Raw genomic sequence first — 26,483 nt, 5'->3', positions numbered from 1 at the left:
TACAATTAACTTATATCAATACCGCTTGATTTCTTCCGCCTTCTTTAGCTATATATAAGGCGCTATCGACTTTCTTGAGTACTTCTGGCCACGTTTCCTTATTGAGTTGACCAGGTTTAATATTAGTTGCTCCTGCTGAAACGGTAACCCGTATTTCACCAACACTTGTCGTGATAGCCTTACTTGAAATAGTTTTAATTATTCTATTAGCAACAGAGGTTTTGTTGTCTTTATTTTCCCCCGCAATCACCAAAACGAACTCTTCTCCACCCCATCGAACCAGTTTATCTTTGTCCCTAGTTTCAGCACTCAATCGATTTGCCACTACCCCTAGAATTTCATCTCCTACCATGTGACCATAGGTATCATTTACATTTTTGAAATGATCAATATCAAGGATAACAACATAGTGTTCTATATTTTTTGTATTACCCGCAAGCATCTTAATATATTCGGCAAGCGCTCTTCTGTTTCCGACTTTGGTTAATGGATCAATAAAGCTGTTATCAAGTAACGTAGCATTTGATTCTTCTAAAAAAACTGTTTGTTTTTTAATCTTTATGTAGTTGCGAATAAAATACAGTAAAAAAATAATTGAAAAAATTGATATGATAATTATTAGCTGGTTAGTTAATGTGTTTTCTCTTAATCTAGCTGACTGTAATTCATTCTTAGCTTTAAGGAGTGCTATTTGTTTATCTTTTAATTGAGCCTCAAAAGCCTCTTCTATTCTAGATATCTCTTTTGTTCGTTCATTAAACATTAGATCAATGTTTTGTTCATAATACTTTTTCAATTGTTGTAATGCAGTGTAATAGTCGCCTGAGCGCTCGTAAGCAACACTTAAACTAAGTTGTTGCTGTATGGCAGCTTTCAAATTATTCTTTTTCTCAAAGCTACTTTTTGCTTGTTTTAATAACGTAATAGCTTCGGAATAATTGCCTAATTCAATTTCAATATGAGCTAAATTTGATTGGCAGTAAGACAGGGTAGAACTTAAACTATGTTGAACTGAATCTGCAATACATTCTAAAATCACTTTTTTGGCTTCATTTGCTTTATTATCCGCTAATAATGCGCCTGAAAGGTTACTTTTTACATTCAAGATTAGATTGATTAAACCTGATTTTATGGCACTATTTTCAGCTTGATAAAAGGTTTTAATTGCTTGCTCATAATCATGGGTATTTTTCAAGAAAAGAGCTTTCATTATTAATAGTGATGTTTCAATTTGATCGTTTTCTATTTTTTCTTCTTTAAATAATTCGAATGCTAAATCGTTTATTTCCAGACCTTTAGCGTAGTCTTCTATCTCTAAGTAGATAATAGACATGTTTGAATAAATTGTTATAGCCCAGCCTTCATTTTGATAACTAGATGGATTATTTAATGCTAAATGGAAGTCTTTCAATGCACCGCTATTATCCCCACTGTTTTGCTTTGCAATAGCTCTTAAATTATAAAGACGATTAACAAGGTGTTGAAAATTAATTTCAATAGCTTTGGGTAATGTTCTATTAATAAGCTCAAGAGTCGTGTTGTTGTCTCCGTCATTGATTAAGGCAGCATCAGCTCTATGGTAATTTGATTCCAAAACTAACCATTCAATATCGGTACTATTAGCAAATTGCCTAAATTCTTCGATTAGCCCTTTAATCTCTGTTGAAGCTGATAACCTGCTAAGAATTTTCAGCTTCAAACTATAGTATCTAGCTATTGTGGTAGAGCTATCTACCCAACCTTCTGATTTTTTGAGAAAATTTAAACGCTCTAAAGCTTTACTTGCTTCATTCTGATAACTTTTCTCAACATCTAATAACGCTAAACCCAGTTGAGTTTTATTGAGATGGTCGTAGGGATAAAACTCTGAAGTAGCAGCCAGTGTGGGTAATGAAGTATAAACTGTACATAGAAAGATAAGATAGAAAAAGAGAGTTTTTAGGTTTAATATTTTACTAGACGACATAACCAACCTTTAGAGGATAAACCAAATACTTACAATATTCTAAACATCCTTATATGAGTACTGAAATTGCATTAAACTATACTAAACTATATTAAGACTAGCTTCTAATCTTTATTATATGTTGCTTGGATAATTCCTCTTATATTGGTAATTAATTATTGAGCTAATCACGTTCTTTAATTCATATAACCTCACCTATGCCAGTATCTAGCTGCTGCATCGTAAAATAGTATTAAAAATTAATGTGTTCTATTACCAGCCATGTGATCTGATAAATGTTAGGCAAAAAAAAAGCGTTTATCTAAAAGATAAACGCTTTAAAAAACATAAAATATAAACATAAAACACTCAGGGAATTAAGTCTCTCATATAGTATGAACGATGTTTTTAAGATAAGTTCAATTAGTTTTAATATTATTTGTTTTTGCTAATTTTTGGGCAAAAAAAAGCGTTTACCTAAAAGGTAAACGCTTTAAAAAACATAAAATATAAACTCAGGGAAGTAAGTCTCTTATATAATCAGAGTGGTGTTTTTAGGATAAGTTCAATGGGTTTTCAATACTTTTTATTTTTGCTAAATTTTAGGCAAAAAAAAGCGTTTACCTAAAAGATAAACGCATTACAAAACAAAATATAAAAACACTTAGGGAAGTAAGTCTCTTATATAGTATGAGCGGTGTTTTTGAGATAAGTTCAATTGACTTTCAATTTTTTTATTTTCTTTATTTGCAATAAAATAATGAAAAATGCTCCATTAAATTGATATTTTAAGCTTGTGTCCTCACCTTATAATAAAACTCCTTTGTGAAATGTATTATGTTTTCCTTTTTATTACCTGTATTTATTGGTTTACTGCTGATTGCTTATTTGGTTGGAAAACCCCATTGGCTAGAATATAAGCGGCGTTTAATAAAAGCCAAACCGTTTAAAAAGCAATGGCGTAAAATTATTCAGCAGCGCATGCCATATTTTAAACAAATGCCAACAGACTTGCAGTTGCAACTAAAAAAACATATTCAGGTTTTTTTAGCTGAAAAAGAGTTTGTTGGTTGTAATGGTGTGGTGATCACAGATGAAATTAGAATAACTATTGCCGCTCAAGCTTGTTTATTATTACTCAACCGTAAAACTGACTATTACCCGAAGTTACGCACTATATTGGTTTACCCCAGTGCCTTTGTAAAGCAGCAACAAGCACGCAGTAATGACGGGGTTTATTTTACGCAAAAATTAGTGCTAGCCGGTGAATCATGGGATTTTGGCAAAGTAGTGCTGTCGTGGCAAGATGCTTTAGAAGGCGCACAAATACCTGACGATGGACGAAATGTGGTGATCCACGAATTTGCCCATCAACTTGACCAAGAAGACGGTCGCGCTAATGGTGCACCTATATTGGCAGAAAATCAAAGTTATCAGTCTTGGTCGGCCATTTTTAACAAGCAGTTTGAAACATTACAAAAACAAGCTAGTAGGGGAGAGCCTTCGTTGTTTGATTATTATGGTGCAACAAATCCTGCAGAATTTTTTGCTGTAGCGAGTGAGGTGTTTTTTGAGCAATCCAGGCAGTTTAGTCAGCAACACCCAAAACTATATCAACAGCTAACTCAGTATTATCATGTTGATCCTATGCACTGGTAGGATTGATGCTACAAAAAAGCGAGTATAGCTACTAAGCCATACTCGCTTTAATCTTAAACTAACTCTGTATTACATTTACTTTAAATCGAAGCGATCAAGTTGCATAACCTTGACCCATGCTTTAATAAAGTCATTAATAAATTTATTGTTTGCATCATCAGAAGCATAAACTTCCGCAATAGCACGTAACTCTGAGCTTGAACCAAAAATTAAATCAACGGGGGTTGCCTGCCATTTTAATGCATTAGATATGCGGTCGTATCCTTGATAAACGCCTACGTTGTTTTGGTCTTTTTTCCATGTGGTAGACATATCAAGTAAGTTGATAAAAAAGTCATTAGTTAATACTTCGGGTGTTTTAGTTAATACGCCCAATGAAGAACCATCAAAATTAGCGTTCAATACACGCATACCGCCAACCAAAACTGTCATTTCTGGTACATTTAAGCCCAATGAATTTGCTTTATCAACCAACATTTCTGCAGGTGACATGTAACTATCTTCATTGTAATAGTTACGAAAAGCGTCGGCGTCAGGTTTTAAATAATTAAATGACTTAATATCAGTTTGCGCTTGAGTCGCGTCGGCACGGCCAGCTATAAAAGGTACATCAACATTATATCCTGCCGCTTTAGCTGCTTGCTCGATTGCTGCAGCACCCCCTATAACAATAAGATCAGCCAACGACACTTTTTTGCTCTTTGACTGCTGATTAAAGCCTGCTTGAATAGACTTTAACTTTGCTAGCACTTTACTTAACTCTACAGGATTATTTACCGGCCAACTCTTTTGCGGCTCAAGTTGAATACGGGCACCATTGGCACCACCGCGCATATCGGTCACACGGTGACTCGCTGCTGAGGCCCATGCCGTTTTAACTAATGCAGAAGTGGCTAATCCAGAATCTAAAACTTGTTGTTTTAGCTTGCCCATATCTTTAGCAGAAATTAACGGGTGCTTTACTTCAGGTAGCGGATCTTGCCAGGTTAGCACTTCACTAGGTACTTCTGTGCCTACATATCGAGCACGAGGTCCCATATCGCGATGGGTTAATTTAAACCAAGCTTTAGCAAATGCTTTGTCGAATTGTCTTGGATCTGCTCTAAAGCGCTCAACAATTTTAAGGAAACTAGGATCTTCTTTTAGTGCTAAATCTGTTGTGAACATAATCGGCGCATTACGTTTGTTTGGAATGTGTGCATCAGGCACTAAGTTTTCAGCGCCTTTTTCGCTTGGTATCCACTGAATAGCACCTGCTGGGCTTTTAGTTTGCACCCAAGTAAAGTTCATTAAGTTATCTAAATAGTTAGATGACCATTGTGTTGGCGTTACTGTCCATGCGCCTTCTAAACCACTGCTGCTGGTATCTGCTCCAACACCTGAGCCACATTTATTTTTCCAACCTAAACCTTGCTCTTCAATAGCGGCAGCGGCTGGCTCTGCGCCAACACACTTATCAGGTTTTTTCGCGCCATGTGCTTTACCTAAAGTATGGCCACCGGCAATAAGGGCAACAATTTCTTCATCATTCATCGCCATGCGACCAAACGACATTCTGATATCATTAGCAGCTAATAGTGGATCAGGTACGCCATGAGGCCCAACTGGGTTTACATAGATTAAGCCCATTTCTACAGCGGCAAGCGGGCCTTTTAATTTACCTTTTTTGTCGCGACGTTTGTCATCAAGCATTGTTGTTTCTGGTCCCCAATAAACTAAATCGGGTTCCCAATCATCGCTTCTGCCACCGGCAAAACCGAAGGTTTTAAAGCCCATTGACTCTAATGCTACATTGCCAGAAAGTACCATTAAATCAGCCCAAGAAAGTTTACGGCCGTATTTTTGTTTTACAGGCCAAAGCAGGCGACGTGCTTTGTCCAGGTTTACGTTGTCTGGCCAGCTATTTAATGGGTCAAAACGTTGTTGTCCGCCAGAAGCTCCACCGCGACCATCATGTACGCGATAAACCCCAGCGCTATGCCATGCCATTCGAATCATTAACGGACCATAATGTCCCCAATCGGCAGGCCACCAAGCTTTAGAGTCGGTTAATGTCGTTTCAATGTCTTTTTTGAGTTGCTGTATGTCTATAGTGGCAAATTCTTTTGCATAGTTAAATTCGGCCCCATACGGGTTAGATTCGGCGCCGTGTTGACGAAGCGGGCTTAAGTTTAGTTGTTCTGGCCACCAAAATTGGTTGGTCTTTGCCGCGTCAGTAGCTAAAGCGTTACTCGACAGTGTGATGGTTGAAAGCGCAACTGTAATTGCCGCAGCTATTGGAAGTGATTTTTTAAGCATAATAGTTCCTCAGTATTTTCTGACGGTTAACTGATTGTCAAAATTAATGTGCTATAAGCTTAGTGTGGAACCGCTATCTTGGATAATCGATTAGATAGAAGATAGTCTTCAATTTTTTAGGATTATTTGTTTTCTATCTTTAAATCAATACTTTAATTTTTACATTAAGCAATATCTAGTTAACTTAACTCAGTAAAATTAACATGGTTGCAAAAAATTGATTAAACTAAGAAAAATGTTCGATATTATCTATTAACAAGATTAACGATTTTACTGAGGTTTTGAAATTTAATATTATGATTTCACTTAAACAATTACATTACGCCCTTGCCGTAGAAAAAACCTTACACTTCAAAAAAGCTGCAGATGCTTGCAATGTTTCTCAATCGGCTTTAAGCACGGCCATTATTGAGCTAGAAAAACAGCTAGGTACCACTATTTTTGAGCGTAACAATAAACAAGTGCTGATCACTAACCATGGCCAGTTAATTTTAAATAAAGCAAAATCGATAAAGTTTGAGATTGGTGAGTTACTACAAATATCGCAATCGAATAAACAACCTTTTGCTAATGCTATGACCATAGGCGTTATCCCCACTATAGGCCCGTATTTATTACCGAAAGTGCTGCCAGAAGTGAGACGACAACATCCTGACTTTAAATTAAGAATAATTGAAGAGCAATCGCAAGTTTTAGTCGATATGGTAAGGCGAGGTGATATAGACGCTGCAGTACTTGCGCTGCCGTTTCCGATAGAGGGCTTAATGAGCTTTAACTTTTGGCAAGAAGATTTTTATTGGGTTAGTCATAAAGATGAATGTTCGAATCAGCTGAAAGAAATTACCAGTGAAGAATTAGAAATTGACAAGCTTATGTTGTTAAAAGATGGCCATTGTTTAAAAGATCATGCTTTAGCGGCTTGTAGTATGCAAAACGATAAACAAGATACAGATTTCGATTCTGCAAGTTTACACACCTTAATCCAAATGGTTGCAGGTAAGTTAGGAACAACGTTAGTGCCACAAATGGCGTTAGATCAATTAATTTATAATGAATCAGAAATTAGAGCGATACATTTAAATGAACCTGGTCCACATCGCACTATCTCGTTAGTTATTCGTCCTAATTACGTACGCGTAAATGAACTTACCCTGTTAAGAGATATATTTAGCCAAGAACTGTCTAAAAAGTGCAGCTTAAGCCTTTAGTGTTGGCAGATTACTAAGTAGATTTAATGTATCTGTTTTATAGAATGACTTTATTGATTTAATCAAATTTACCGAACTAATACTTTAAGTCATCATGAATACGTTATCAGAGTGTTATATCTAATTAAGAGGAAAAACAATGAAAAATATATTGATAAATATAACTGTAAACCTTCAAAGCTTTTTGAAACCTAGCCATCAAGCTAATGTAAATACCAATAAATCGAATGTAATGTGCAATTACAGTAATAATTATTATGGCGATCAGCAATGTAAGCCAATAAAGGACTGATAATTAAACTATTTATATTGAGGAGCATACATTACATTTTTCTGTTTTGTTGCTAGTGATACCAATATGCAGTGTTATTGTGGCTAAAGTCGCTAAGGTAATAAGCGACTTTTAAACTCTCTTCGTAAAAAGTAATAACTGAGCAGCGCTTGAAAACAAACGGTTGATACAGATATGTACCACAACTGCTCAATCTTAAAATTACTTTGATTCGACAACCAAAGCGCTGGAAAAATAAAAGCCAGTAAACGCGCTGCTGTACTTATTAGCCCAGGCCAAGTATTACCTAATGACTGAAACATACCAGAACAAGTAAACACTATGCCTGAGGGAATAAAGTTCCAGCAAATAATTTGTAAAAAAGCGGCACTGATCATGATCACTTGCTTATCGGTAGTAAAACTTACGAGTAATAATTCTGCTTGCCATAAGCATACAATTGTTAGCAGAGTCATTAAGCTGCAGGTCATAATTGCAGACCACTTAAATGTTTCCCGAACCCTTTGGTAATTTTGTGCACCAAAGTTTTGTCCTGCAATGGCTGGAGCAGCAAAAGCAATAGCCATTGCAGGTAAAAATAGCGCCTGCATTACTCGTGAGCCTAGGCCAAACCCTGCTTGTGCGTTGGCACCAAAGTGCTGAATAAGCCAATAAATAGTGGCCATATAAAGAAACATGAGAAAGAACTCACCGCCTGCGGGTAAACCTATTGCAAATAATTTTTTTATACTTGTTTTATCGATTTGCCATTGATTGAAATCAAGGCTGATGTACTTCTCTGAGGTTTTAAAATAGTACAGTAACAAAATAACGGCAAAAACTACTGAAATAGAACTGGCCAAGCCAGCACCAGCAATGCCCATTGCGTAACCTGTACCCCAACCGGCAATTAATATTGGGGAAAGCATAATATTAACCAAAATAGATAACATTTGAATCATCATCGTTGGCTTTACTATGCCCGTTCCTCGAAGTGCAGCGCTGATAGAAACCATTAAAAACTGTAACGCCATACAGGGAATAAACCAATATAAATACGTTAAACCCATAACGACTGTTTCTGCGTCTTGAGAAACAAAACTAAGATAACTGTTTGCGCCAAGATAACCGATCATACAAACGACAATTCCAATAGCACTTGAGATCATCATTGATTGGTTGAATATGTCATTGGCACTTAATTGATCTTTTGCTCCAACCGCATGTGATATAAGGGTTGCGGTGCCAATATTTATAATTTGTGTTAAAGCAAAAATTAAAAACATAGCATTTCCCGCTAAGCTTAATCCAGCCAAAGCCGTTGCTCCTAATTTACCGACAAAATATAAATCAACAAGAAAGTACAAGGTTTGTACAAACATTCCTATCATCATAGGCATTGCCATAGAGATTAAATGCTTTGGAATTGAACCTTGAGTTAAGTCTTTCATTTCGTTGCGGGCCATCTTAAAGTTTAAATATCAATAAGATGAATTCTATACTGTCTAAAAGTATATTGCTTTTATTGATTCTTATTTAGCGCGTTTTTATTATCAATTATTTTAAATAATAGTAGCCCTTTGCAGAACGATGTTATTAAAAAAATATTGTTGTAAATTTAACTATTATATATCTTGACCAAACCATAGATATGCTTGGGTTCATTAGCTTTTGGTTAACGTGAAACTACACTGTAGATGAATAATTAATCAGGCGATAAATTAACTTAGGCTAGGTAGGTTAATGCTCAAAATTAGTTTTGTTACATTAATAAAGTTGATAACTATATGTACATAATTTATGCTGATTACGTTAATTAAATGTAAATATTAAATGGATTAAAACTCTATTCACACAATACGGAAGGACATATATGAAGAACTTATTAGGAGTGGTACTGACTTTTTCCTTATTATTTCTTTCAGTTAACTTGAAAGCGGAAGAAATTGTAGAATGTCAGAGCAAATACTGTGTTGACTATTTTAAAAAATTTAAAATGGGTGCAAAACGAGGTTATGTTCAAGCGAATGCTACTTTAGGCCAATTTTATTACATTGGTTATGGTACTGATAAAGATGAAGATAAAGCTTTAAAGTATCTTAAAAAGGCCGCTAAAAAAGGAGAGCCATCATCTCAATATCTTGTCGGTGTTATTTCTTTAATTAGTGAAAAAAATAAAGATGTTGCTACCGGCGTAAAATATTTAGAGAAAGTGGCTAAAGATAATTATAAAGATGCAAATTATCTCCTAGGTACACTATTTATAAATGATAAATTAGTGAGTAAGAACTTGTCGAAAGCTGATCTTTATTTAGCAAAAGCGTATAAACAAAAAGACAAAAGGCTACCTGAGCTATTAACGTCAATTAATGAGTCTATTAATAAAAACTCAGCGTCATTTCCGAAGCTTTTAGCGGCGATGGAAAAAAAGCCATTAGTTAAAAATAAAGATGATAACTTTGCTTGGCCAAAATCACATATAGAAATAATAACGGTTAGCTCTGCGCCGTTAACGACTTTATTTGATGAGCAATTAATTACTTTTAAAAGAAGAAAGAAAACGACTGGTTCAAAGTTACAAGGAAAAACATGTGATGAACAAGTAGGTTGTTACCAAGCTAGATTAGGTCGTCAATCTGCTGATACTTTCTTCAACATTACTTCTAACTATTCATACTCAAACTAAAAAATTAGATTAGATAAAACCAGTTAACTGGTCGTTAAAAAAATGCCAATTAATCATATTAGTTGGCATTTTTTATATAATGATTAAAGTATTATTTAAGAATTTATAACGAATTAGCTTTAAACTCCTCAGTAAATAAAATACTTATTTAAACTCTGCTCAAGCTACAAGCGTAATTTTAAAACTGCTATACTCGCACTTAACCTCCCTGTTAAATATTTTGAGTTTATTTGGTCTTACTTTTTGTATGCCAATTATACATTTTGGACACCGTATGCCATTTTCCAAACTCGGGCTTTCTAGCCCAATTATCAACGCGATAGCTGATTTAAATTATAGCGAAGCGACTGATATTCAAAAACGTGCAATACCGGTTATTTTATCAGGTAAAGACCTGATTGCTGCAGCGCAAACCGGAACGGGTAAAACCGCGAGCTTTGTATTGCCTTTATTAGAAAAGTTGCACGCTGTTGACAATGAACCAGAGCGAAATCTTCGCGGTAAGCGCATTCGTGTGTTAATTGTTACACCAACACGAGAACTAGCGATTCAAGTTGAAGCTAGCGTTGCTCAATACAGTAAATATTTAAATTTCAGTTCTATGGCTATGTATGGCGGTACAGAAATAGAGCCACAGAAACAACGCTTAATTTGGGGTATCGATATTCTGGTAGCAACGCCAGGGCGGTTACTTGATATGTTGCATCAACGAGCAGTCTACTTTGACCAACTTGAGGCCTTTGTTCTTGATGAAGCCGACAGAATGCTAGACATGGGTTTTATTGATGACATCAATAAAATTATTGAGCGCTTGCCAGAACAACGTCAAAACTTATTATTTTCAGCGACAATTTCTGATGATGTTAGGACACTGGCAAAACGAACTTTGCATTATGCTACGGAAATATCAATTGCTCAAAATAGCGCATCTAAGCCGAAAATAGCGCAATGGTTAGTTACCGTAGATAAAACCAATAAGTCAGCATTATTAAGTTATTTAATTAAAGAACAGCAGTGGCAGCAAGCATTAATTTTTATTGAAACAAAACATGGTGCGGCTAAGCTTGTTAGTCAATTAGAAAAACGTGGTATTGCTGCAGAATCAATTCACAGCGGCAGAACACAAGCCGTGCGCGAACAAATATTAAATGACTTTAAGGCCGGTAAAGTTAACTTTTTAGTGGCAACAGGTATTGCGGCTAGGGGCATAGATATTGGTGAGTTAGCGCGCGTAATAAATTACGACTTGCCGGATAAAGTTGATGACTATATTCATCGTATTGGCCGAACGGGTCGAGCCGGTAAAAATGGTGAAGCAGTATCTTTTGTTGCCAAAGATAACTTTAGAAACCTTTGCGCTATAGAGAGCCGGTTAGGGCACGTTATTGAACGAAGAGAGTTTGAACCGTTCCCAGTTAAAAAAGTGGTACCTGTTTCAATTTTAAATTATGTGCCGAAAAACCAGCGCACTTAATCAGTACTATATTTTGTTTAACAAATTATAGTGTAAGTTTTTACATTTAAAGCGGCAATAGTATAATTGAAGCCACGACAGTAAAGCTTGTAATTGATATGCTCAAGCCCAAAGTTAGGCAAATCCTAATTAACAATTAAGCACCAAAAATTAAGTTATAAAATAGAGAGTAGGAAATTCATGAATCCAATTATTGCAATTTTAAAAGAACATAACGTAAGTGACGAGCAAACAAAAACAGTATTTCAAGCATTAACAGAAAACCCTATGATGGCGATGGTAACGGTACAGCAGTTAGGTATTCCACAAGAAAAACTTCAAGCACTCATGATGATGTTAATACAAAACCCTGGCTTAATTGAAGAAGCAGTAAATGAACTCGGTTTTGATTTTTCAAAAGTAGAAGCGGCTAAGGCTTCGTTGAATAAAGAAAATTCTTAACCGTAGGTAATTAGGCAGAGTTAACAGCAGAATACTTGTTTATCTGCTGTTAAGGTCTATTTTAGCGCTTCAAGGCTGTTATTCTTCAACCCGAATAGTGGCTTTAATAATTTTTACTTCTTTTTGTGTACGGCCAGAGCGACTGCCAAGGCTTTCAATGGCTGGCAATGTGGTATCTAACCCTTCGACCACCTCTCCAAAAATAGTATGTTTACCATCTAACCAAGGTGTTGCAGCAAAGGTTAGGAAAAATTGACTTCCGTCAGTATTGGGTCCTGAGTTTGCCATACTGAGTAAGCCAGGTTTGTCGTGACTTAATTTACCGTCAAATTCCCCCGCATATTTATAGCCAGGATTACCACTGCCATTTCCTAAAGGATCACCACCTTGAGCCATAAACTTATAAATAACGCGGTGAAATACTAAATCATCATAAAAACCAAGCTTGGTTAAATATAGAGTACTTGTGGCGTGCATCGGTGCTGTTTCAGGAAATAACTTAACTACTATCTTTCCTTCTGTTGTTTCAAGGTCCCAGAAGTATTGAGCTTCAGGGTTAAATGTTACCACTTCAGGTTTTTCTAGTTTAGTTTTCCATTGTGCTTGAGTTTTATCTATTTTTTGTTGCTCGATATATGCATTGACTGCTTTTACAGCCGGATCAGCGTTAAAACAACCGGTGAGTATGATGGTTAATAACGGTAATAAGTAATACTTGAGTGATGAAAATTTACCTTTGAGCATGTGTTTTTCATTCCTTTCATTGAGGTGGCTTAGCACAGAGTAAATTCGGCGCTTACATCTTAGCTTTGAAATAGTAGGTTAGTGAATTAACCCGTGTTAATCAACTTTAATTTCAATGATTTATGTTTATATTCTAGGTAGGTTGAACGGCGTAATTAATTTATATAAGCAGAAAGAAATAACTTTCGTCAATAATAATACTATGTGATATTGTTCAGAGGTTAAACAATATAAATTTAAATAACTTATAAAGTTAAAGGAATGACAATGAAAAAAATAAACTTACTGAATTTTATAATACTCTTACTGTCTTTAAGCTTCAGTCAACTTAGTGCAGCTAAAAACATTAGTGATGAAGATGTAACACAATATTTAGCGCTTTCAGGTATAGATTCTGCCTTGCAAGGGATTCCTGCACAAATGCGCGCTATGAATCAGCAAATGCAGATGACGGCGAAAGATCCGGAGCAATCTCAAAAAGTAATGGAAATTTTGTTGAATGCTTGGCAGCTAGAAGAGGTGAAGCTTGTTGTTTCTGAACACGTTAAAGACAATTTTACCGCTAGTGAAATGCAGCAGTTACTGCAGTGGTTAAATGGTGATTTAGCCAAAAGAATAAAATTGGCTGAAGAAAAAGCTTCAGCGCCTAGCTTTAACCAAGACTTTATGAGCTACATGGCTGCACTTCAAACAACCCCACCAACACCTGCTCGAGTTAAAGTCATCAGAGAATTTGTGGAAGTAACTAACTTGGTCGAGCATTCGTTAAACATAGTATTAGCAGTTGCTAAAGGTACGGTTGAAGGTTTAACGGTTGCTAACCCCGGTCAGAGCATTAACACTGAGCAAGTTCAGCAGCAAATGGCTCAAATGGAACAAATGATGCGTCCAGCCTTAGAGCAACAAATGATCATGGTTTCATATTTTATTTACGATCAGTTAACAGAGCAAGAAATTGAACAATACACGCACTTCTATCAACAACCGTTAGGCCAAAAAGAGTTAACCGTTATGTATGATGGTATTGGCCAAGCGTTAAATTTTTGGTCAACTACTGCTTTTGAAAATATTGCATCAGAATTTATTGAATAAGCCTTTGTAAAATAATAATTTTAAGCGAGTCAGTTTTAAATAATCAATCTAAGGTAGTTCAATGGAAAATAACGATATATCAGAACACGATAGGGCACAAAATATTGAAGCGGTTCAATATGTAGGTTTTGGGTCTAGATTTTTAGCCAGCATTATTGATTCAGTACTCGTGGTTATGTTGACATTACCTATCTTATATTCGATTTATGGCGCTGAATATTTTGAAACAGACGCCTCGTTTAAAGGTTCAAGCGATTTTATTATCAGTTATATTCTACCTGTTTTAGTTGTTATTTTATTCTGGATATATAAATCAGCAACGCCAGGTAAGATGCTTGTTTCAGCAAAAATTGTAGACGCTAAAACCGGTAATCAGCCTACACCATTGCAGTGCATTACTAGGTACCTTGGTTATTATGTATCTATGTTTGCTTTAGGTTTAGGCTTTTTATGGATTTTATGGGACGATAAAAAACAGGGTTGGCATGACAAAATGGCAGGCACTGTGGTTATACACTCTTAAGAACTATTAAGGGGCAATACAAACCTTAACGTAAATTACTTACTCACTTGATGTAGTTAATTCAAATCAAAAAGTAACTTATGCTCCTGATTTTTAGCATTATTTATAACAGCACTGTCGTAGTATAATTACTGACAGTGCTAACTTATTTTTAACTTAGCTATTTTTCTTTTTTCTTTCACTCTTTTCCTGTTCTCATCAAATGGGTATTAAAGTAAGCTATTGTTTAACCATTGTTAATATTTCGAAAGCTTATTTTATGTCCACAAAATCTATTCTAATTACTGGCTGCTCAAGCGGCATTGGCTTACATGCAGCCTTAACCCTTTCTGCACGAGGTTATAAAGTATTTGCCACGGCACGAAAAGCACAAGATGTTGCTGATTTGAAAGCTAAAGGCCTGTTGGCATATCAACTTGACCTTACAAACACTGAGAGTATTACCCAAGCGGTTAATCAAGTGCTAGAACAAACAGGTGGACGTTTAGATTATCTATTTAATAACGGGGCTTATGGGCAACCAGGAGCATTAGAAGATTTACCCACGCAGGCATTGAGAGAGCAATTCGAAACCAACGTTTTTGGCTGGCATGAACTCACCAAGCAAATAATACCAATAATGAAACGCCAAGGGCATGGTCGAATTATTCAATGTAGCTCAGTTCTAGGTTTTGTCTCTATGGCATATCGCGGTGCTTATAATGCCTCAAAATATGCCATTGAAGGGCTTACAGATACCTTAAGACTAGAATTGAAGCGTGTGAATATTGATGTGATTTTACTTGAGCCAGGACCGATTAATACGCAGTTTCGCGCTAATGCACTAGTGGCTATTAACGCCAATATTGATCTAGACAACAGTGATCATAAAGAACAATACCAACAACAGATCACGCGCTTAAATAGTGAAAAATCGAATGCGCCTTTTACCTTAGAGCCACTTGATGTTACCCAAGCGTTAATTCATGCCTTAGAGAGTAAAAAGCCTAAAGTGCGCTATAGAATTACCACGGCAACAAAGTTATTTGCTGTACTTAAACGACTATTGCCAGCACGCTGGTTAGATTATATGCTCGCTAAAGGGTAATAAACTATCTTTAAATATCATGAATAATAAGCCTATATAGCGTTAATCATGATGTTTTTCGAGAAGTACAAACTAATTAAAATGGATTTCTAAATGAAGTTATTTGGGACATCAAAAACCAAAGAATCAAAATATAATTCAACTGTTAGTTTAGTTGTTGGGATCGGGATGTTAATCGTTGCCTTAGTGGCATTCGATTTTTCAGAGATGCCACTTTTTGGTAAGTTATTTATGATCGTTTGGCTGATTGTGGTTTGCGCAAATATTTATCAGTCTTACCGCAATGCTTTTGGTAAGAAGAGCCTTCACCATGAAGTAACCGACCATGATTTAACGCTGAAAGGTTTTAAAAGTACAAAGCCAGATAGTTCGCCTCCTGAGAAAGATTACGCCAACCGTTTAAGAAAACTTGAGCATTTATATCGAGATGGTTTAATTACAACAACAGAATACGAAGCGAAACGACAAGATATTTTGGATGAGGATTGGGGCAGTTAATCAAAAATTAGCTAAAACATGAGCTAAGCTTTACTAAGATTTTAGCTAAAAAACTAAATCTAAAAACTATTTCGCCTTTAAAGGGCACTTATTTTATCGAGGTACGGATGCTATTTAAAATACTATTTCTAATTGCGGCGCTTAAATTGCACGATATTAAAACAGAGCCATTATCTCCAACATTGCTTTATTGCATACCTATTTTTTTCTTTAGCCTGTTCTCAGATATTCCACTTTTAGCGCTCTTTATTGGTAGCATAATTATGTTGTGTGTTACCTATGTGTATTTTGGGTTATTGACTAAATTTAACCAAGGGATTGAATATTTCGCCATTATGGGCGTTGGTGGGGCAATTTTACTTTTATTTATATAAAGTTATAAGTTTCATGTTATTAGCGATATAAAATATTTCAGTAACAATGAATTATTAATCAATAATTTAGCTAATTCATTTTACTTTTTAGGTAGCTCAAACTTTACTTTACCATACGAGCGCATCAGCAAAGGTGCACTCGTTCATCGTATTGGTTAAATGCTATTAGCTATATTAAGTTGATTAATACCTCATAACTTATCAAACGTAACCGCAATTGATTTATACGTGGGTGTGCCACAATTATCAGCTGTACTTTCCAATGGTACTAAGGGATTTGTTTCCGGGTAATAAGCCGCTGCACAGCCTTGTGGAATAGCATACTCAACTATTTTAAAGTCAGTAATTGAACGGACGATATTGTCATTTGATACGGTAGTTATTTTTACCTTGTCACCATTTTTTAGTTGCTGTTTTATCATATCTTCAGCATTAACAAATACCACACGACGTTCGCCATATATACCGCGATAGCGATCGTCCATACCATAAATAGAGGTATTGTATTGATCGTGTGAGCGCAAAGTTTGCAGCGTTAAAATTGGTTTTTCGGTATAAGCTTGAGCAACTTCATGTGCTAATTGTTCGGGTAACAGGGCGCTTGAAAATTCTGCCTTAGAAGAACGTGTTTTCCATTGACGTTGCGCCGCTTTATTTTCTAAATGAAAACCTCTACCAATTTTTATTCGTTGGTTATAGTCAGAAAAATCAGGCAACACTTTACTGATATCGTGACGAATTAAGCTGTAGTCGCTCATGAGGTTTGTCCAATTAACCACATCTTCACCAACAGCCGCTTTGGCTATTCCGGCAACAATGGCTGTTTCAGAGCGTAAATGCTGTGAAGCTGGTTCATTTTGGCCAGTAGAACTGTGTACCATACTCATGGAGTCTTCAACTGTAATGCACTGCTCTCCACTGTTTTGGTTATCAATTTCAGTACGTCCCAAGCAAGGTAGAATCAACGCTTGTTTACCGGTAATAACATGACTGCGGTTGAGCTTAGTACTTATTTGCACGGTTAAATCACACTGTTGCAATGCTTGATAAGTTCTTGTGGTATCTGGTGTTGCAGCAGAGAAATTACCACCTAAAGCAATAAACACTTTAGCCTTACCGGATAACATAGCGTGTAAAGACTCAACCGTGTTTAAGCCATTTTCGCGCGGTGACTTAAAGTTATATTGTTTTTCTAAAGCATCAAGAAATGCCGTAGACGGTTTTTCATTAATGCCGACGGTGCGATTGCCTTGTACATTTGAATGGCCACGAACAGGGCATGCTCCAGCGCCTAGCTTGCCAATGTTACCTCGAAGCAATAATACATTAACCAGTTCTTGAATGGTTGCTACCGAGTGCTTATGTTGCGTAATACCCATAGCCCAGGTAAAAATCACTTTTTTCTTACTCGCGTAAATATCAGTAATTTGTTCTATGTCTGCTTTTGTTAGCCCACTTTGGTCGATTATTTGTTGCCAAGGCGTTGCTGTTACGCTGTGTTGATAAGCTTCAAAGTTATGGCAATGTTCTGCGATAAAGTCGCTATCAAGTACGCTTTTATCATGCTCGAAGCGCTCTAATAATAACTTAGCGACACCACGAAGAATGGCCATGTCGCCACCCAGTTTAGGGGTAAAATAATACTGGCTAATATTGGTACCAGTAAAAAGGATCATTTCTTTCGGGCTTTGCGGATCTAAAAATTGTTGCAAGCCACGCTCTTGTAAATTATTGATACTCACAATAGTTGCACCTCGCTTAATGGCTTTTCGTAAGGTACCTAACATGCGCGGGTGATTTGTCCCTGGATTTTGTCCAAAAACGAAAATAGCATCAGCTTCATCAAAATCAGCCATGGTAACCGTGCCTTTGCCGGTGCCTAAGCTGCTGGTCATGCCTATACCAGAAGCTTCATGACACATATTAGAGCAGTCGGGGAAGTTATTAGTACCTAAAACTCGGCCAAATAATTGATATAAATAAGCGGCTTCATTACTCGCCCTGCCAGAAGTATATAAGAGTGCTTCGTTAGGAGTTGACAGCTTTTTCAAGTTGTTAGCGATAATACTGAACGCATCGTCCCAAGTTATGGCTTGATAGTGATCATTTTTACCATCAAAAAACATGGGTTGTGTTAATCGGCCACTTTTTTCGAGTGAATGGTCATCCCATTGTTGTAGCTCGGTTATCGAATGTTGCTGGAAAAAGTCAGCATCTACTCTTTTACTTGTCGCTTCCCATGCGATAGCTTTCACGCCATTTTCACAAAAATCAACTTTACCGGCTTTAGGCGAGTCGCCCCACGCACAACCAGGGCAGTCAAAACCCCCTGGCTGGTTTGCGCGTAATAATGCTTTAACGTTTTTAGCGGCATTCTCACTTTTAATTAAATGTTTAGCTGAGCTTTTAAGCGCTCCCCAACCACCCGCAGGTGAAGTGTATGCAGGAGAAGATTTTGTAGGTTTTGACATGTTAATTCTCATTTGGGTGTTGCGTTAACATTTATTAAGTTGAACCGAGCAAACTCGTATATCTTGAAGATTTTATGCTATTAAACGTTGATATAAGTGATCTTTATGTAACTCTGTTTCCATTTTAAAGTCACAACAGCCAATAAACTTAAAACCTTGGTTTTCATAAAATGCCTTCGCTTTTACATTACCTGAATATACCAAAAGGTTTAATACTTGGTAACCTGAGTTTTTTGTATAATCGATAACGGCTTTATACAACTTTTGTGCAATCCCTTGGCCATGATAACTGGGTAAAACATACAATTTTGATAGCATTGGACTTTGATCACATTTAAGATCGATAACCGCCAGCCCAACGGGTTCATTTGAATCAAGTGCCACCCAAACCTGAAGTTGATCATCACTAATAAATCGTTGAAAGTGTTGAGCAGATAAGTGCCTAGCTATATAAACTGATTGCAAATCTTTATCAGAGGTTGCTGGACAAGCAAGATGAAAAGTTGCTTGTATTATCTCTGACAACCTTTCTGCATGTTTATGTTTAGCTAGCATAATGTTCATCGTTATAACCTTGTGTTAGGTTTTAAATCACTTACCTTGCGCCATATTTTGCAACAGTTGTAATCGCTGTTGTTCTTGCTGACTAGGCTGGTATGGTAGCGCACTCAAACTTGAAGTGGCAAAGTCTATTATTTCATGCTTTTTGATACTGCTATCGCCATATTTTGTTGGCTTACCAGGTGCTGGAGACATTAACTCAACAGAAAAAGTTGAGAGATAAAACGGTGCTTTCCTGCCTTGTAATACACTTCGATGGGCTTTTAATTCAAGCGAATCAGAACCTTTATTAAGCCTTTCTTTACTCACTAAATGTGCGATTGGCTGGTTGTTAGCATCAAATAAATTAGCCCTTACACGATAAAGCCCTTGCTCTCTGGTAGTTAAGTTTGCCGTAATTACCATATCTGCATCTTGGCTGATAGCAGGTTCGAAACTTTCAAGAGTGGCAACCGAGTCAACATATTGTAGTGCTAATGCTAAGCTTATCACTTTACCGTTAATACTTGCTTTAACCGTTGCTTGAAGCTGGTTTGGTAGGTTTCGCTCGCCGTCAAACTCTGCATACCAAGTGTTATCTTCTTGTTCAAACGAACGTGTTAGTAGTGTTTTACCACTATTTATATCGACAAGTAGTAGCGATGCTTTATCGATACTCTCACCTGAGAGAGTCGCATAAACAGTTTCAGGATAAGTATAACGATATTTAGATAATGCTGCCGATACGCTGTTGCCAAAATCATCAACTGGAATAGATTGTGGGTTGAAATGATTAGGTTCTAGTCGGTCAAAATCTTGTGAGGTTAATGGTTGTGAGTAGGGCGGGAAATTAAGTTCGCTAGCATAGGCTTTGGCTACGAGTGTTGCTGAGTCGTTAGAGGTTATTTTGTCTGGTAAAATTGACACTGCTGCAGTCTGTGGGGGGCTCTCATTTTGTTTGGGGCTGTTTGATTGAACTGTTTTTTGAGCCAGCTCCGGTTTGGTTTTTGGCGTTTTTTGCTCCGACATTGTTGGCCAGAACAGCCATGTAGTAAAAACTACTAGGCTTAATATAATTGTTCGCTTTAAAACAGCTTTTTTTCTCATATCAAAGTCTTCTACTTTTTAAATTTTTTATTCGTATTTAGTTAAATGGCTGTGACTCTATAGTGCTTAAATTTATAGATCACAGCCATATTTAACTCAAGTTGATATTTTTGCGGTTATTAATAAAAACTAAGGTAAACTTTAATTAGGGATAGCATCATAAATCAACGTTGACATACTATCTGATGCTGAATTTTCTACATAAAGGTAGTTACTTTTCCAAATCCACCAACCACTTGTTTTAGTGTATGTGTCAAAGTGAACACTTTCACCAGATAACGTATTTTGATGATTACTTGCTGCTGTAACTTTACCCGCTTGCGAAGGTTCAAGCAGTGAGCCATGGCTATATTTCTCGCCCATTAACATAGGGTAGTGATAAGGCATGAAACCTGAAACAGCATTATTTTGATTGGCAATTTTGCCGTTAAAATCAACTTGTGAGCTACAACTGCCAAAGCGTGCTTGGCGATTACCACCACATGCCGAATGACTACCAACAACACCGTCGTCATTACCTTGAATAAAAGGGCTTGTAACCCCTAAATATTCTGAAGCATCTCCCACAAAGCGTAAACGTGGAATTCGTGCATCAGGTAATGGTGCTAAGCGTCTGGCATTATTCACTTTTAGGTCGTGAAGTACACCCATTTCATCACTTAAGTCGCCTCCAAGCCAAGCCTCTAAAGCCGCTTCAATAATGAAGGTCCAAGTTTCTGTTCCTTGGGCAACACTTACCGCTAAATCTGCAAGTTCACTGCCGCCGCCAGCACCAGCAATATCAAATGTTGCAACAATATTAAGTGGTGCAAGGCCAGCATTTTCTAACCAAGTTTCTTGATTGTCGATAATGTATCGTGCCACTAAATCGCCGGTTGAATGTGTTACAAATATACAACCAGGGTCGCAAAAGTTGCTTTGCGAGAATGATTTTAACTTTGGCCATAGATAGTCTGTGGCTATTTTACCTTCAATGCGCTCGTATGAAGGCCAATCGATTCTAGCGTCACTTACGTTATTCCAATAACCCTGCCAGTAATCTTGTCCACTGGCTGTTACGTCTCCATCTGATATCAGTTGTTGTGGTTGTAGGCCGTGAATCAACACTATTTTGTGCTCTTTACTTTCTGCTGCGGTAGAACAAAGCGTTAAACCGAGTACAGCAATCGCTGCTACATTTTTGATTAAATGCATATATATCCCCATAATTTATAATTTTTATTTTACGTCATATTTTTATTGTTTAGCTTTTGCTGATCGGACGTTCGACCAGTTAGATGATAATAGAGCAGACTTAAGGTATAATCCAGTCCAAACTTTTCACGATTTAAACTGACTATTTAGTGAAAACTCACTTATTTTCCAGAAAAATTGCTAAAAAGTTTGTTTACCAACCATAATATATAGAAGGAGTTGAGTTTTTAATTGTTGTGCGAGGTGTTTGTTTTCAGTGTTGTTTACATTCCCCATGTTCCACTTATAATCGTGGCTAATCGAATCGATTGATATTTTAATACATAAGAAAGTTTATATAGAGGTGTCTATGTTCAACCTACCATTAACAATAAAACAAAAAATAATAATGGGGTTTAGCACAATAGGAATTTTGTTGGTTGCAGGAAGCATATTTTTTTACAATTCATTAAACCAAATCAGCCAAGCTAACACTAATGTTGAGTTGTTGGCTGTGCCCGTTCAGAAACAAAGTAACGCTTTACAGATCAAATTACTGAATATGATGAAAGTAGGCGCCTTGGGGTTTACCCAAACCAATACGTCGGACTTACTTAAAAGTGAACAAGCGTACGCTGATTTAAACCAAGAATTTCAATCGGCAGTAACTGTGTTAAAAGGCAAGTTAGTTGACCAACCTAAGATGCTAAAAACACTGGAGCAGGCAAAAATACATTATCAAGCATATGTAAGCCAAAGTGAAAAATTCTATTTGTCTAAAAAAAATGTAGCTTCAGCAAATGAAAGGTTTGAAGCTAACTATCAAACCTTTTTAACAAGTCGTGATCGAGCAAGTAATAATATGCTCGATGTAGAGTTACTTGTATTGCCCGGCGAAGCACGTTTATTAGAAGATATTATCGGCAACGGTACAAGAATAGATGATATGTTGTTTACGTTGCAAAGCACTATGTCAGGCTTAAAACAGGTCTCTGAACCTAGTGTTTTGGCGCAGCACAAAGATGATGTAAGTTTTTTAATGGCTAATATCAACGATAATTACGAATTTATGCAGCGGTTATTTACCGATGTTAACGATAAGTCGTTACTAGAAGCATTTGCTATTGTGTTTGCAACTATAAATAACTTATTAGTTGAACCGGCTGAGTTATATCAAAATAAACAACAAGCGCTTGATGATTTTACCAATGCAATGATTGCATATAATCTTTCTGTTGAGAGTTTCAATGAAAGCTACCATCAATTAACCTTGCTATTGTCACTCGCAGAAGAACGTTTCGATGAGTTGCAATCAACGACAAAATCTAAAGTCGCTACCGGTGTTAATTTAGCTATATATATGGCATTGATTTTTATAGTTTTGGCGACCTTTATCGCGGTAGCAACTACACGCACTATGTTAGGGCCTTTAGCATCAGCGAATAAATCTTTGGCGTTAATTGCACAGGGAGATTTAACGCAACGTTTAACAATTACCAATGAAGATGAATTTGGTGATTTATTTAATAGCATCAACAAACTCAGTGATGATTTAACGCTATTGCTTAAAAACATAAGTCAAAATGCATACTCTTTAGATGAATCAGCGAAAGTCACCAGTGAGCAAAGCCATCGAATTGCCGAATCTACTTCAGCACAAATTGCTCGCGTAAATAATGCCAAGCAAATCGCTGAAAAAATGTTTATTAGTTCCTCTAACGTAACTGATGAAGCCACTTTAACGGCTAATAATGTTTCTGAAGCTTCAAAGCATAGTTTTGAAATACGCACGATAGCTGACGATAACAGCAGTCGTATTGAGTTATTATCAAGTAGCTTAAGTGACTCAGTTGACGTAATGGCAAGGCTTAGTAAGCACAGTGATAGTATTGGTGGGATTTTAGATACAATTGGCAGTATTGCTGATCAAACTAATTTGTTGGCTTTAAATGCAGCCATTGAGGCAGCAAGAGCGGGTGAACATGGTCGTGGGTTTGCTGTTGTAGCTGACGAAGTTAGGTCACTTGCTTCTCGCACTCAAGCATCTACAGCTGAAATTCAGCAAATGATTAACTCATTACAAAAAGAAACTCAATCGGCGGAACTTGCCATTTCTCAAGGACAAAATAAAGCAGGGGAATGTGTCGCCCAAAGCCAAGAATTAAATAATGCTATCAAACAAATTGAAAGTGCATTACATACCATTGATGAAATGAGCAAAAGTATTAGTGTCGCTTCAAATGAACAACTAGGCTTTAGCCAAGAAATTGAAGTTACAATGAATGAAGCCGCGCAAGCTGCGACACATAATGCAGCAGAATCGCAAGAGTTATCAAACCGAAGTGATGATGTAAATCAACTAGCGCACTCGTTAACAGACTCTGTAGCTCGTTTTAAACTTTAAATTGTTACGTATAAACTAATAAAAAAAAGCCCTAAATAATACAAGTTATTTAGGGCTTTTAAGTGTTTAAATTAAGCTGTTTTTATCGAGGCGCATCAGCATAAGGATCAAATGGTTTATTTTCATTAGAACCTTTTGTAGAGCCACGTTCACGTTTGTCATTTGATTTCACGTTACTATTACTGCGACTGTGTTCAGACTTATAAGGCTTTTTATGCTCAGGTTTACTTCGATGAGTTTCTTTAAAGCTATCTTTACTCAAAGGAATAATGGCTTCGCCGCGCACTAAAACTTTCGGTTTCTTCGACTTTACATGTAATGGAATAATACGCTTACGTGGTGGTATTTCAAATTCGTCTTCACCCGGCTCAGGTAAATTTTTAAAATCGTAAAGGTAAAAACGCTCTAGTTTCTCTCTCGCCCATTCGGTTTTGCGGAGAAATTTTAAACTTGATGCAAGGCTTGGATTACTTTTAAAGCAATTAATTCGCGTATACTCAGCCAAAATATCAAAACCATAATGAGTGACTAGCTCGTTTAAAAGTGTATCTAGTTTTAATCCGTGCAAAGGATTATTTAATTGTTCGTTTTCTTGACTCATGATTGACTTAATTTGGCTGAAATTACTTAATATTATACACCTAATTGCCAGGGTTATAAGCTTTGATTTTTCAGTTTTAACCTAATGTAAAATTTAGCAGTACGTATCCTGAAGTTAATTGTTGTACAATTACTGCAACACATAGAAACTATTTGATTATAACGGATAATACAAATGAAAAAATTGATCGTACTTTTAACTATTTCTACTTTAAGCACGTCGGCCTTAGCAGAAGAAACTAGTTGGTTTGACAGCTTAAAAAGCTTAGTTGGTTTAGGTGAAACTAAAGAGCAAACAATCGAAGCACCAGCAGTAACAAAACAAAGCACAGATGGTTTAGTAGATATGTTAACTAGCTCATTAGATGTTAACGCAGATCAAGCAGCTGGTGGCATGGGTGCAATTTTTAACTTTGTTAAAGATAATGTTTCTGCTGACCAATTTAGCACCTTGGCTAAATCTGTACCTGGCGTAGAAGGGCTTGTTGATCAAATGCCTGACCTGAGCCAATTAAACTCTGGCTCAAGCGAAGGCTTTGGCGGTTTACTTGATAAAGCTTCAGAATATAGCGACTCTTTAAAGTCAGTAAACGATATTAAAAAACAATTTGAAGCTTTAGGTTTAAAACCAGAAATGATCACTAACTTTATTTCTACAGCCCAAAGCTATTTAGATACAGAGCAAGGACAACAAGCCAAACAAATATTAACAGACGGTTTAGGCAAATTTTTAGGTTAATTTAACCTTTTAATTTTTGCCGTGTTTTTTGTTATTTATTGAACACTTTCGAGTAATGAAGTTTACTTGAAAGTGTTTTTTTCATTTTATATTTATTACCTTCACCGCAGAGCCAATCTCGCAATATAAAAACAGTTCAGTTTAGTGTTTTTATAACTGCGCCATTTTATAAAGTAACGACTCTTTCTACTAACACACCCTTATTTTCTTCTCATGGTTTCTTGTAAAAATAAAACCATCTCACAGGGAGAACAGAAGGAGGGTTGCAGGAGATCAACACTAAGAAAAAAATTAACACAGACACTCATCATAAATTGAAAATATTAAATTCAACGCTAAACAAAGAATGTTTATCAAAAAGTATAGCTAATATAAAAAGTGTTATTACATTTTTGTGGTTACTTACTGCACTAAAACATGATCTCATTGTTTTCTCTTTCATTTCTCCTTGTAAAAAAAAGATCTCACAGGGAGAAAAGAAGGAGGACTACAGGCGATCACAACACTAAGAAACAAACATCGTTCGAAATACCAAAAGCATTAAGTACTTTGCAACTCTTCTAGTAACTCACTAATTTCAGCTTTTAATTCTTTATCTGCAATTTTATTACTGTTAATTTTAGCGCTTTCTAAGTGTGCGATTGCACTTGCTTTATCACCTAGTTCTACTTGTAATGAAGCAATAGCGAATGCAATGGATGAAAGAAAATCTTTTGAATTAATTGCTTGTGCCTTAAGTAAAGCTTTTTGGTAAATGCTTACCGCTAATTCTAAGTCGTCGGTAAAGTCAGCCAGGGTTTCCCACTGAACGGGGTGATCTTTATCACTGTCTTCATGTTCTTCACATAATTGCTTTAATTCGAGGTAATATTCATCGAATGTCGCTTGATTTTTTCTTACAGATGCCTGTAATAAATCTTTCGCTAACGCATGAACGTGTTGGTATATTTTTGTATTCATTGATCTACCTTACTTACAAATTTTGATAAAACTAATGGGGAGATTATAGAGGTTTTATCAAAACTAAACAGGTAATAGTCAGCTAACGACAATAAAATATAATAAACCCGAGTTAATATATTTGGGTTTATTATATTTAGTGTTAATTTTCACCATTTCAGGCACGTTAACAGCTTGGCACTTTTTATA

The 26,483-nt window shown here is 36.4% G+C and carries 22 protein-coding genes; 12 read left to right on the top strand and 10 right to left on the bottom strand.

Translation table 11 applies throughout. The features are described from left to right. Positions 1-10: 10 nt before the first annotated feature. Positions 11-1,966, bottom strand: coding sequence for a diguanylate cyclase (locus tag AC27H3_RS07320; protein WP_487104922.1), 1,956 nt, complete (start codon positions 1,964-1,966; stop codon positions 11-13). A gap of 816 nt (positions 1,967-2,782) precedes the next feature. On the opposite strand from AC27H3_RS07320, the gene AC27H3_RS07315 reads away from it, so the two are divergent. Then, on the top strand, positions 2,783-3,604 hold the full coding sequence (locus AC27H3_RS07315) for a M90 family metallopeptidase (protein ID WP_487104920.1): 822 nt from the start codon (positions 2,783-2,785) through the stop codon (positions 3,602-3,604). 75 nt (positions 3,605-3,679) lie between these two features. On the opposite strand, the gene katG is transcribed toward AC27H3_RS07315, so the two are convergent. Next, entirely contained in the window at positions 3,680-5,902 is a 2,223-nt protein-coding gene (gene katG / locus AC27H3_RS07310; protein ID WP_487104918.1) for a catalase/peroxidase HPI, read from the bottom strand. A 296-nt stretch (positions 5,903-6,198) separates the two neighbouring features. Between katG and AC27H3_RS07305 the strand changes: the two genes are divergently transcribed. Further along, positions 6,199-7,110 (top strand): LysR substrate-binding domain-containing protein, encoded by a 912-nt coding sequence (locus AC27H3_RS07305; RefSeq protein WP_487104916.1) that lies wholly within the window; start codon positions 6,199-6,201, stop codon positions 7,108-7,110. A gap of 384 nt (positions 7,111-7,494) precedes the next feature. Here the strand turns inward: AC27H3_RS07305 and AC27H3_RS07300 are convergent, their stop codons facing one another. Further along, the gene (locus AC27H3_RS07300) at positions 7,495-8,832 is read right to left on the bottom strand and encodes an MATE family efflux transporter (RefSeq protein WP_487104914.1); all 1,338 of its coding nucleotides are present in this window, start codon (positions 8,830-8,832) and stop codon (positions 7,495-7,497) included. Between the two features lie 422 nt (positions 8,833-9,254). Between AC27H3_RS07300 and AC27H3_RS07295 the strand changes: the two genes are divergently transcribed. From AC27H3_RS07295 to AC27H3_RS07285, 3 genes are all read left to right on the top strand, one after another. Then, positions 9,255-10,067: a tetratricopeptide repeat protein gene (locus tag AC27H3_RS07295; RefSeq protein WP_487104912.1), complete on the top strand. Its 813-nt coding sequence runs from the start codon at positions 9,255-9,257 to the stop codon at positions 10,065-10,067. Positions 10,068-10,341: 274 nt separating this feature from the next. Next, positions 10,342-11,541 (top strand): DEAD/DEAH box helicase, encoded by a 1,200-nt coding sequence (locus AC27H3_RS07290; RefSeq protein ID WP_487104910.1) that lies wholly within the window; start codon positions 10,342-10,344, stop codon positions 11,539-11,541. Between the two features lie 180 nt (positions 11,542-11,721). Next, positions 11,722-11,982 carry a DUF2999 family protein gene (locus AC27H3_RS07285; protein ID WP_085304522.1) on the top strand — a complete coding sequence of 87 codons (261 nt, stop codon included), beginning with the start codon at positions 11,722-11,724 and terminating at the stop codon, positions 11,980-11,982. Between the two features lie 78 nt (positions 11,983-12,060). Here the strand turns inward: AC27H3_RS07285 and AC27H3_RS07280 are convergent, their stop codons facing one another. Beyond that, positions 12,061-12,726, bottom strand: a complete 666-nt coding sequence (locus AC27H3_RS07280) for a peptidylprolyl isomerase (protein ID WP_487104908.1) — start codon at positions 12,724-12,726, stop codon at positions 12,061-12,063. 267 nt (positions 12,727-12,993) lie between these two features. Here AC27H3_RS07280 and AC27H3_RS07275 point away from each other — a divergent pair, with 267 nt between their 5' ends. The 5 genes from AC27H3_RS07275 to AC27H3_RS07255 all read left to right on the top strand — a co-directional run bounded on the left by AC27H3_RS07275 (position 12,994) and on the right by AC27H3_RS07255 (position 16,300). Continuing rightward, positions 12,994-13,818 (top strand): DUF2059 domain-containing protein, encoded by an 825-nt coding sequence (locus AC27H3_RS07275; RefSeq protein ID WP_487104906.1) that lies wholly within the window; start codon positions 12,994-12,996, stop codon positions 13,816-13,818. 61 nt (positions 13,819-13,879) lie between these two features. Then, positions 13,880-14,341: an RDD family protein gene (locus tag AC27H3_RS07270; protein ID WP_487104904.1), complete on the top strand. Its 462-nt coding sequence runs from the start codon at positions 13,880-13,882 to the stop codon at positions 14,339-14,341. A 259-nt stretch (positions 14,342-14,600) separates the two neighbouring features. Next, positions 14,601-15,428, top strand: a complete 828-nt coding sequence (locus AC27H3_RS07265; protein ID WP_487104903.1) for an SDR family oxidoreductase — start codon at positions 14,601-14,603, stop codon at positions 15,426-15,428. 93 nt (positions 15,429-15,521) lie between these two features. Beyond that, complete coding sequence (locus AC27H3_RS07260; RefSeq protein WP_487104901.1) at positions 15,522-15,926, top strand: SHOCT domain-containing protein; 405 nt, start codon at positions 15,522-15,524, stop codon at positions 15,924-15,926. 107 nt (positions 15,927-16,033) lie between these two features. Further along, positions 16,034-16,300 (top strand): hypothetical protein, encoded by a 267-nt coding sequence (locus AC27H3_RS07255; protein ID WP_487104899.1) that lies wholly within the window; start codon positions 16,034-16,036, stop codon positions 16,298-16,300. Between the two features lie 191 nt (positions 16,301-16,491). Here AC27H3_RS07255 and AC27H3_RS07250 read toward each other — a convergent pair whose 3' ends face one another. The 4 genes from AC27H3_RS07250 to AC27H3_RS07235 all read right to left on the bottom strand — a co-directional run bounded on the left by AC27H3_RS07250 (position 16,492) and on the right by AC27H3_RS07235 (position 21,612). Continuing rightward, on the bottom strand, positions 16,492-18,771 hold the full coding sequence (locus AC27H3_RS07250) for an FdhF/YdeP family oxidoreductase (RefSeq protein ID WP_487104897.1): 2,280 nt from the start codon (positions 18,769-18,771) through the stop codon (positions 16,492-16,494). Between the two features lie 72 nt (positions 18,772-18,843). Continuing rightward, the gene (locus tag AC27H3_RS07245; protein ID WP_487104895.1) at positions 18,844-19,335 is read right to left on the bottom strand and encodes a GNAT family N-acetyltransferase; all 492 of its coding nucleotides are present in this window, start codon (positions 19,333-19,335) and stop codon (positions 18,844-18,846) included. A gap of 27 nt (positions 19,336-19,362) precedes the next feature. Next, entirely contained in the window at positions 19,363-20,238 is an 876-nt protein-coding gene (locus AC27H3_RS07240) for a hypothetical protein (RefSeq protein ID WP_487104893.1), read from the bottom strand. Positions 20,239-20,559: 321 nt separating this feature from the next. Continuing rightward, positions 20,560-21,612: a hypothetical protein gene (locus AC27H3_RS07235; RefSeq protein WP_487104891.1), complete on the bottom strand. Its 1,053-nt coding sequence runs from the start codon at positions 21,610-21,612 to the stop codon at positions 20,560-20,562. Between the two features lie 349 nt (positions 21,613-21,961). Between AC27H3_RS07235 and AC27H3_RS07230 the strand changes: the two genes are divergently transcribed. Beyond that, a complete protein-coding gene (locus AC27H3_RS07230; RefSeq protein ID WP_487104890.1) occupies positions 21,962-23,995 on the top strand; it encodes a methyl-accepting chemotaxis protein in 2,034 nt (677 codons plus the stop codon). A gap of 82 nt (positions 23,996-24,077) precedes the next feature. On the opposite strand, the gene AC27H3_RS07225 is transcribed toward AC27H3_RS07230, so the two are convergent. Further along, entirely contained in the window at positions 24,078-24,596 is a 519-nt protein-coding gene (locus AC27H3_RS07225) for a VF530 family protein (protein ID WP_487104888.1), read from the bottom strand. A 174-nt stretch (positions 24,597-24,770) separates the two neighbouring features. Between AC27H3_RS07225 and AC27H3_RS07220 the strand changes: the two genes are divergently transcribed. Next, positions 24,771-25,334 (top strand): DUF2780 domain-containing protein, encoded by a 564-nt coding sequence (locus AC27H3_RS07220; RefSeq protein ID WP_487104886.1) that lies wholly within the window; start codon positions 24,771-24,773, stop codon positions 25,332-25,334. Between the two features lie 540 nt (positions 25,335-25,874). Here AC27H3_RS07220 and AC27H3_RS07215 read toward each other — a convergent pair. Further along, a complete protein-coding gene (locus AC27H3_RS07215) occupies positions 25,875-26,294 on the bottom strand; it encodes a tetratricopeptide repeat protein (protein ID WP_487104885.1) in 420 nt (139 codons plus the stop codon). Positions 26,295-26,483: the final 189 nt, after the last annotated feature.

This window comes from Colwellia sp. NW0002-52-1, assembly GCF_057550865.1.
The sequence above is the reverse complement of the archived record's forward strand: the minus strand, read 5'-3'. Positions and strand labels throughout refer to the sequence as shown.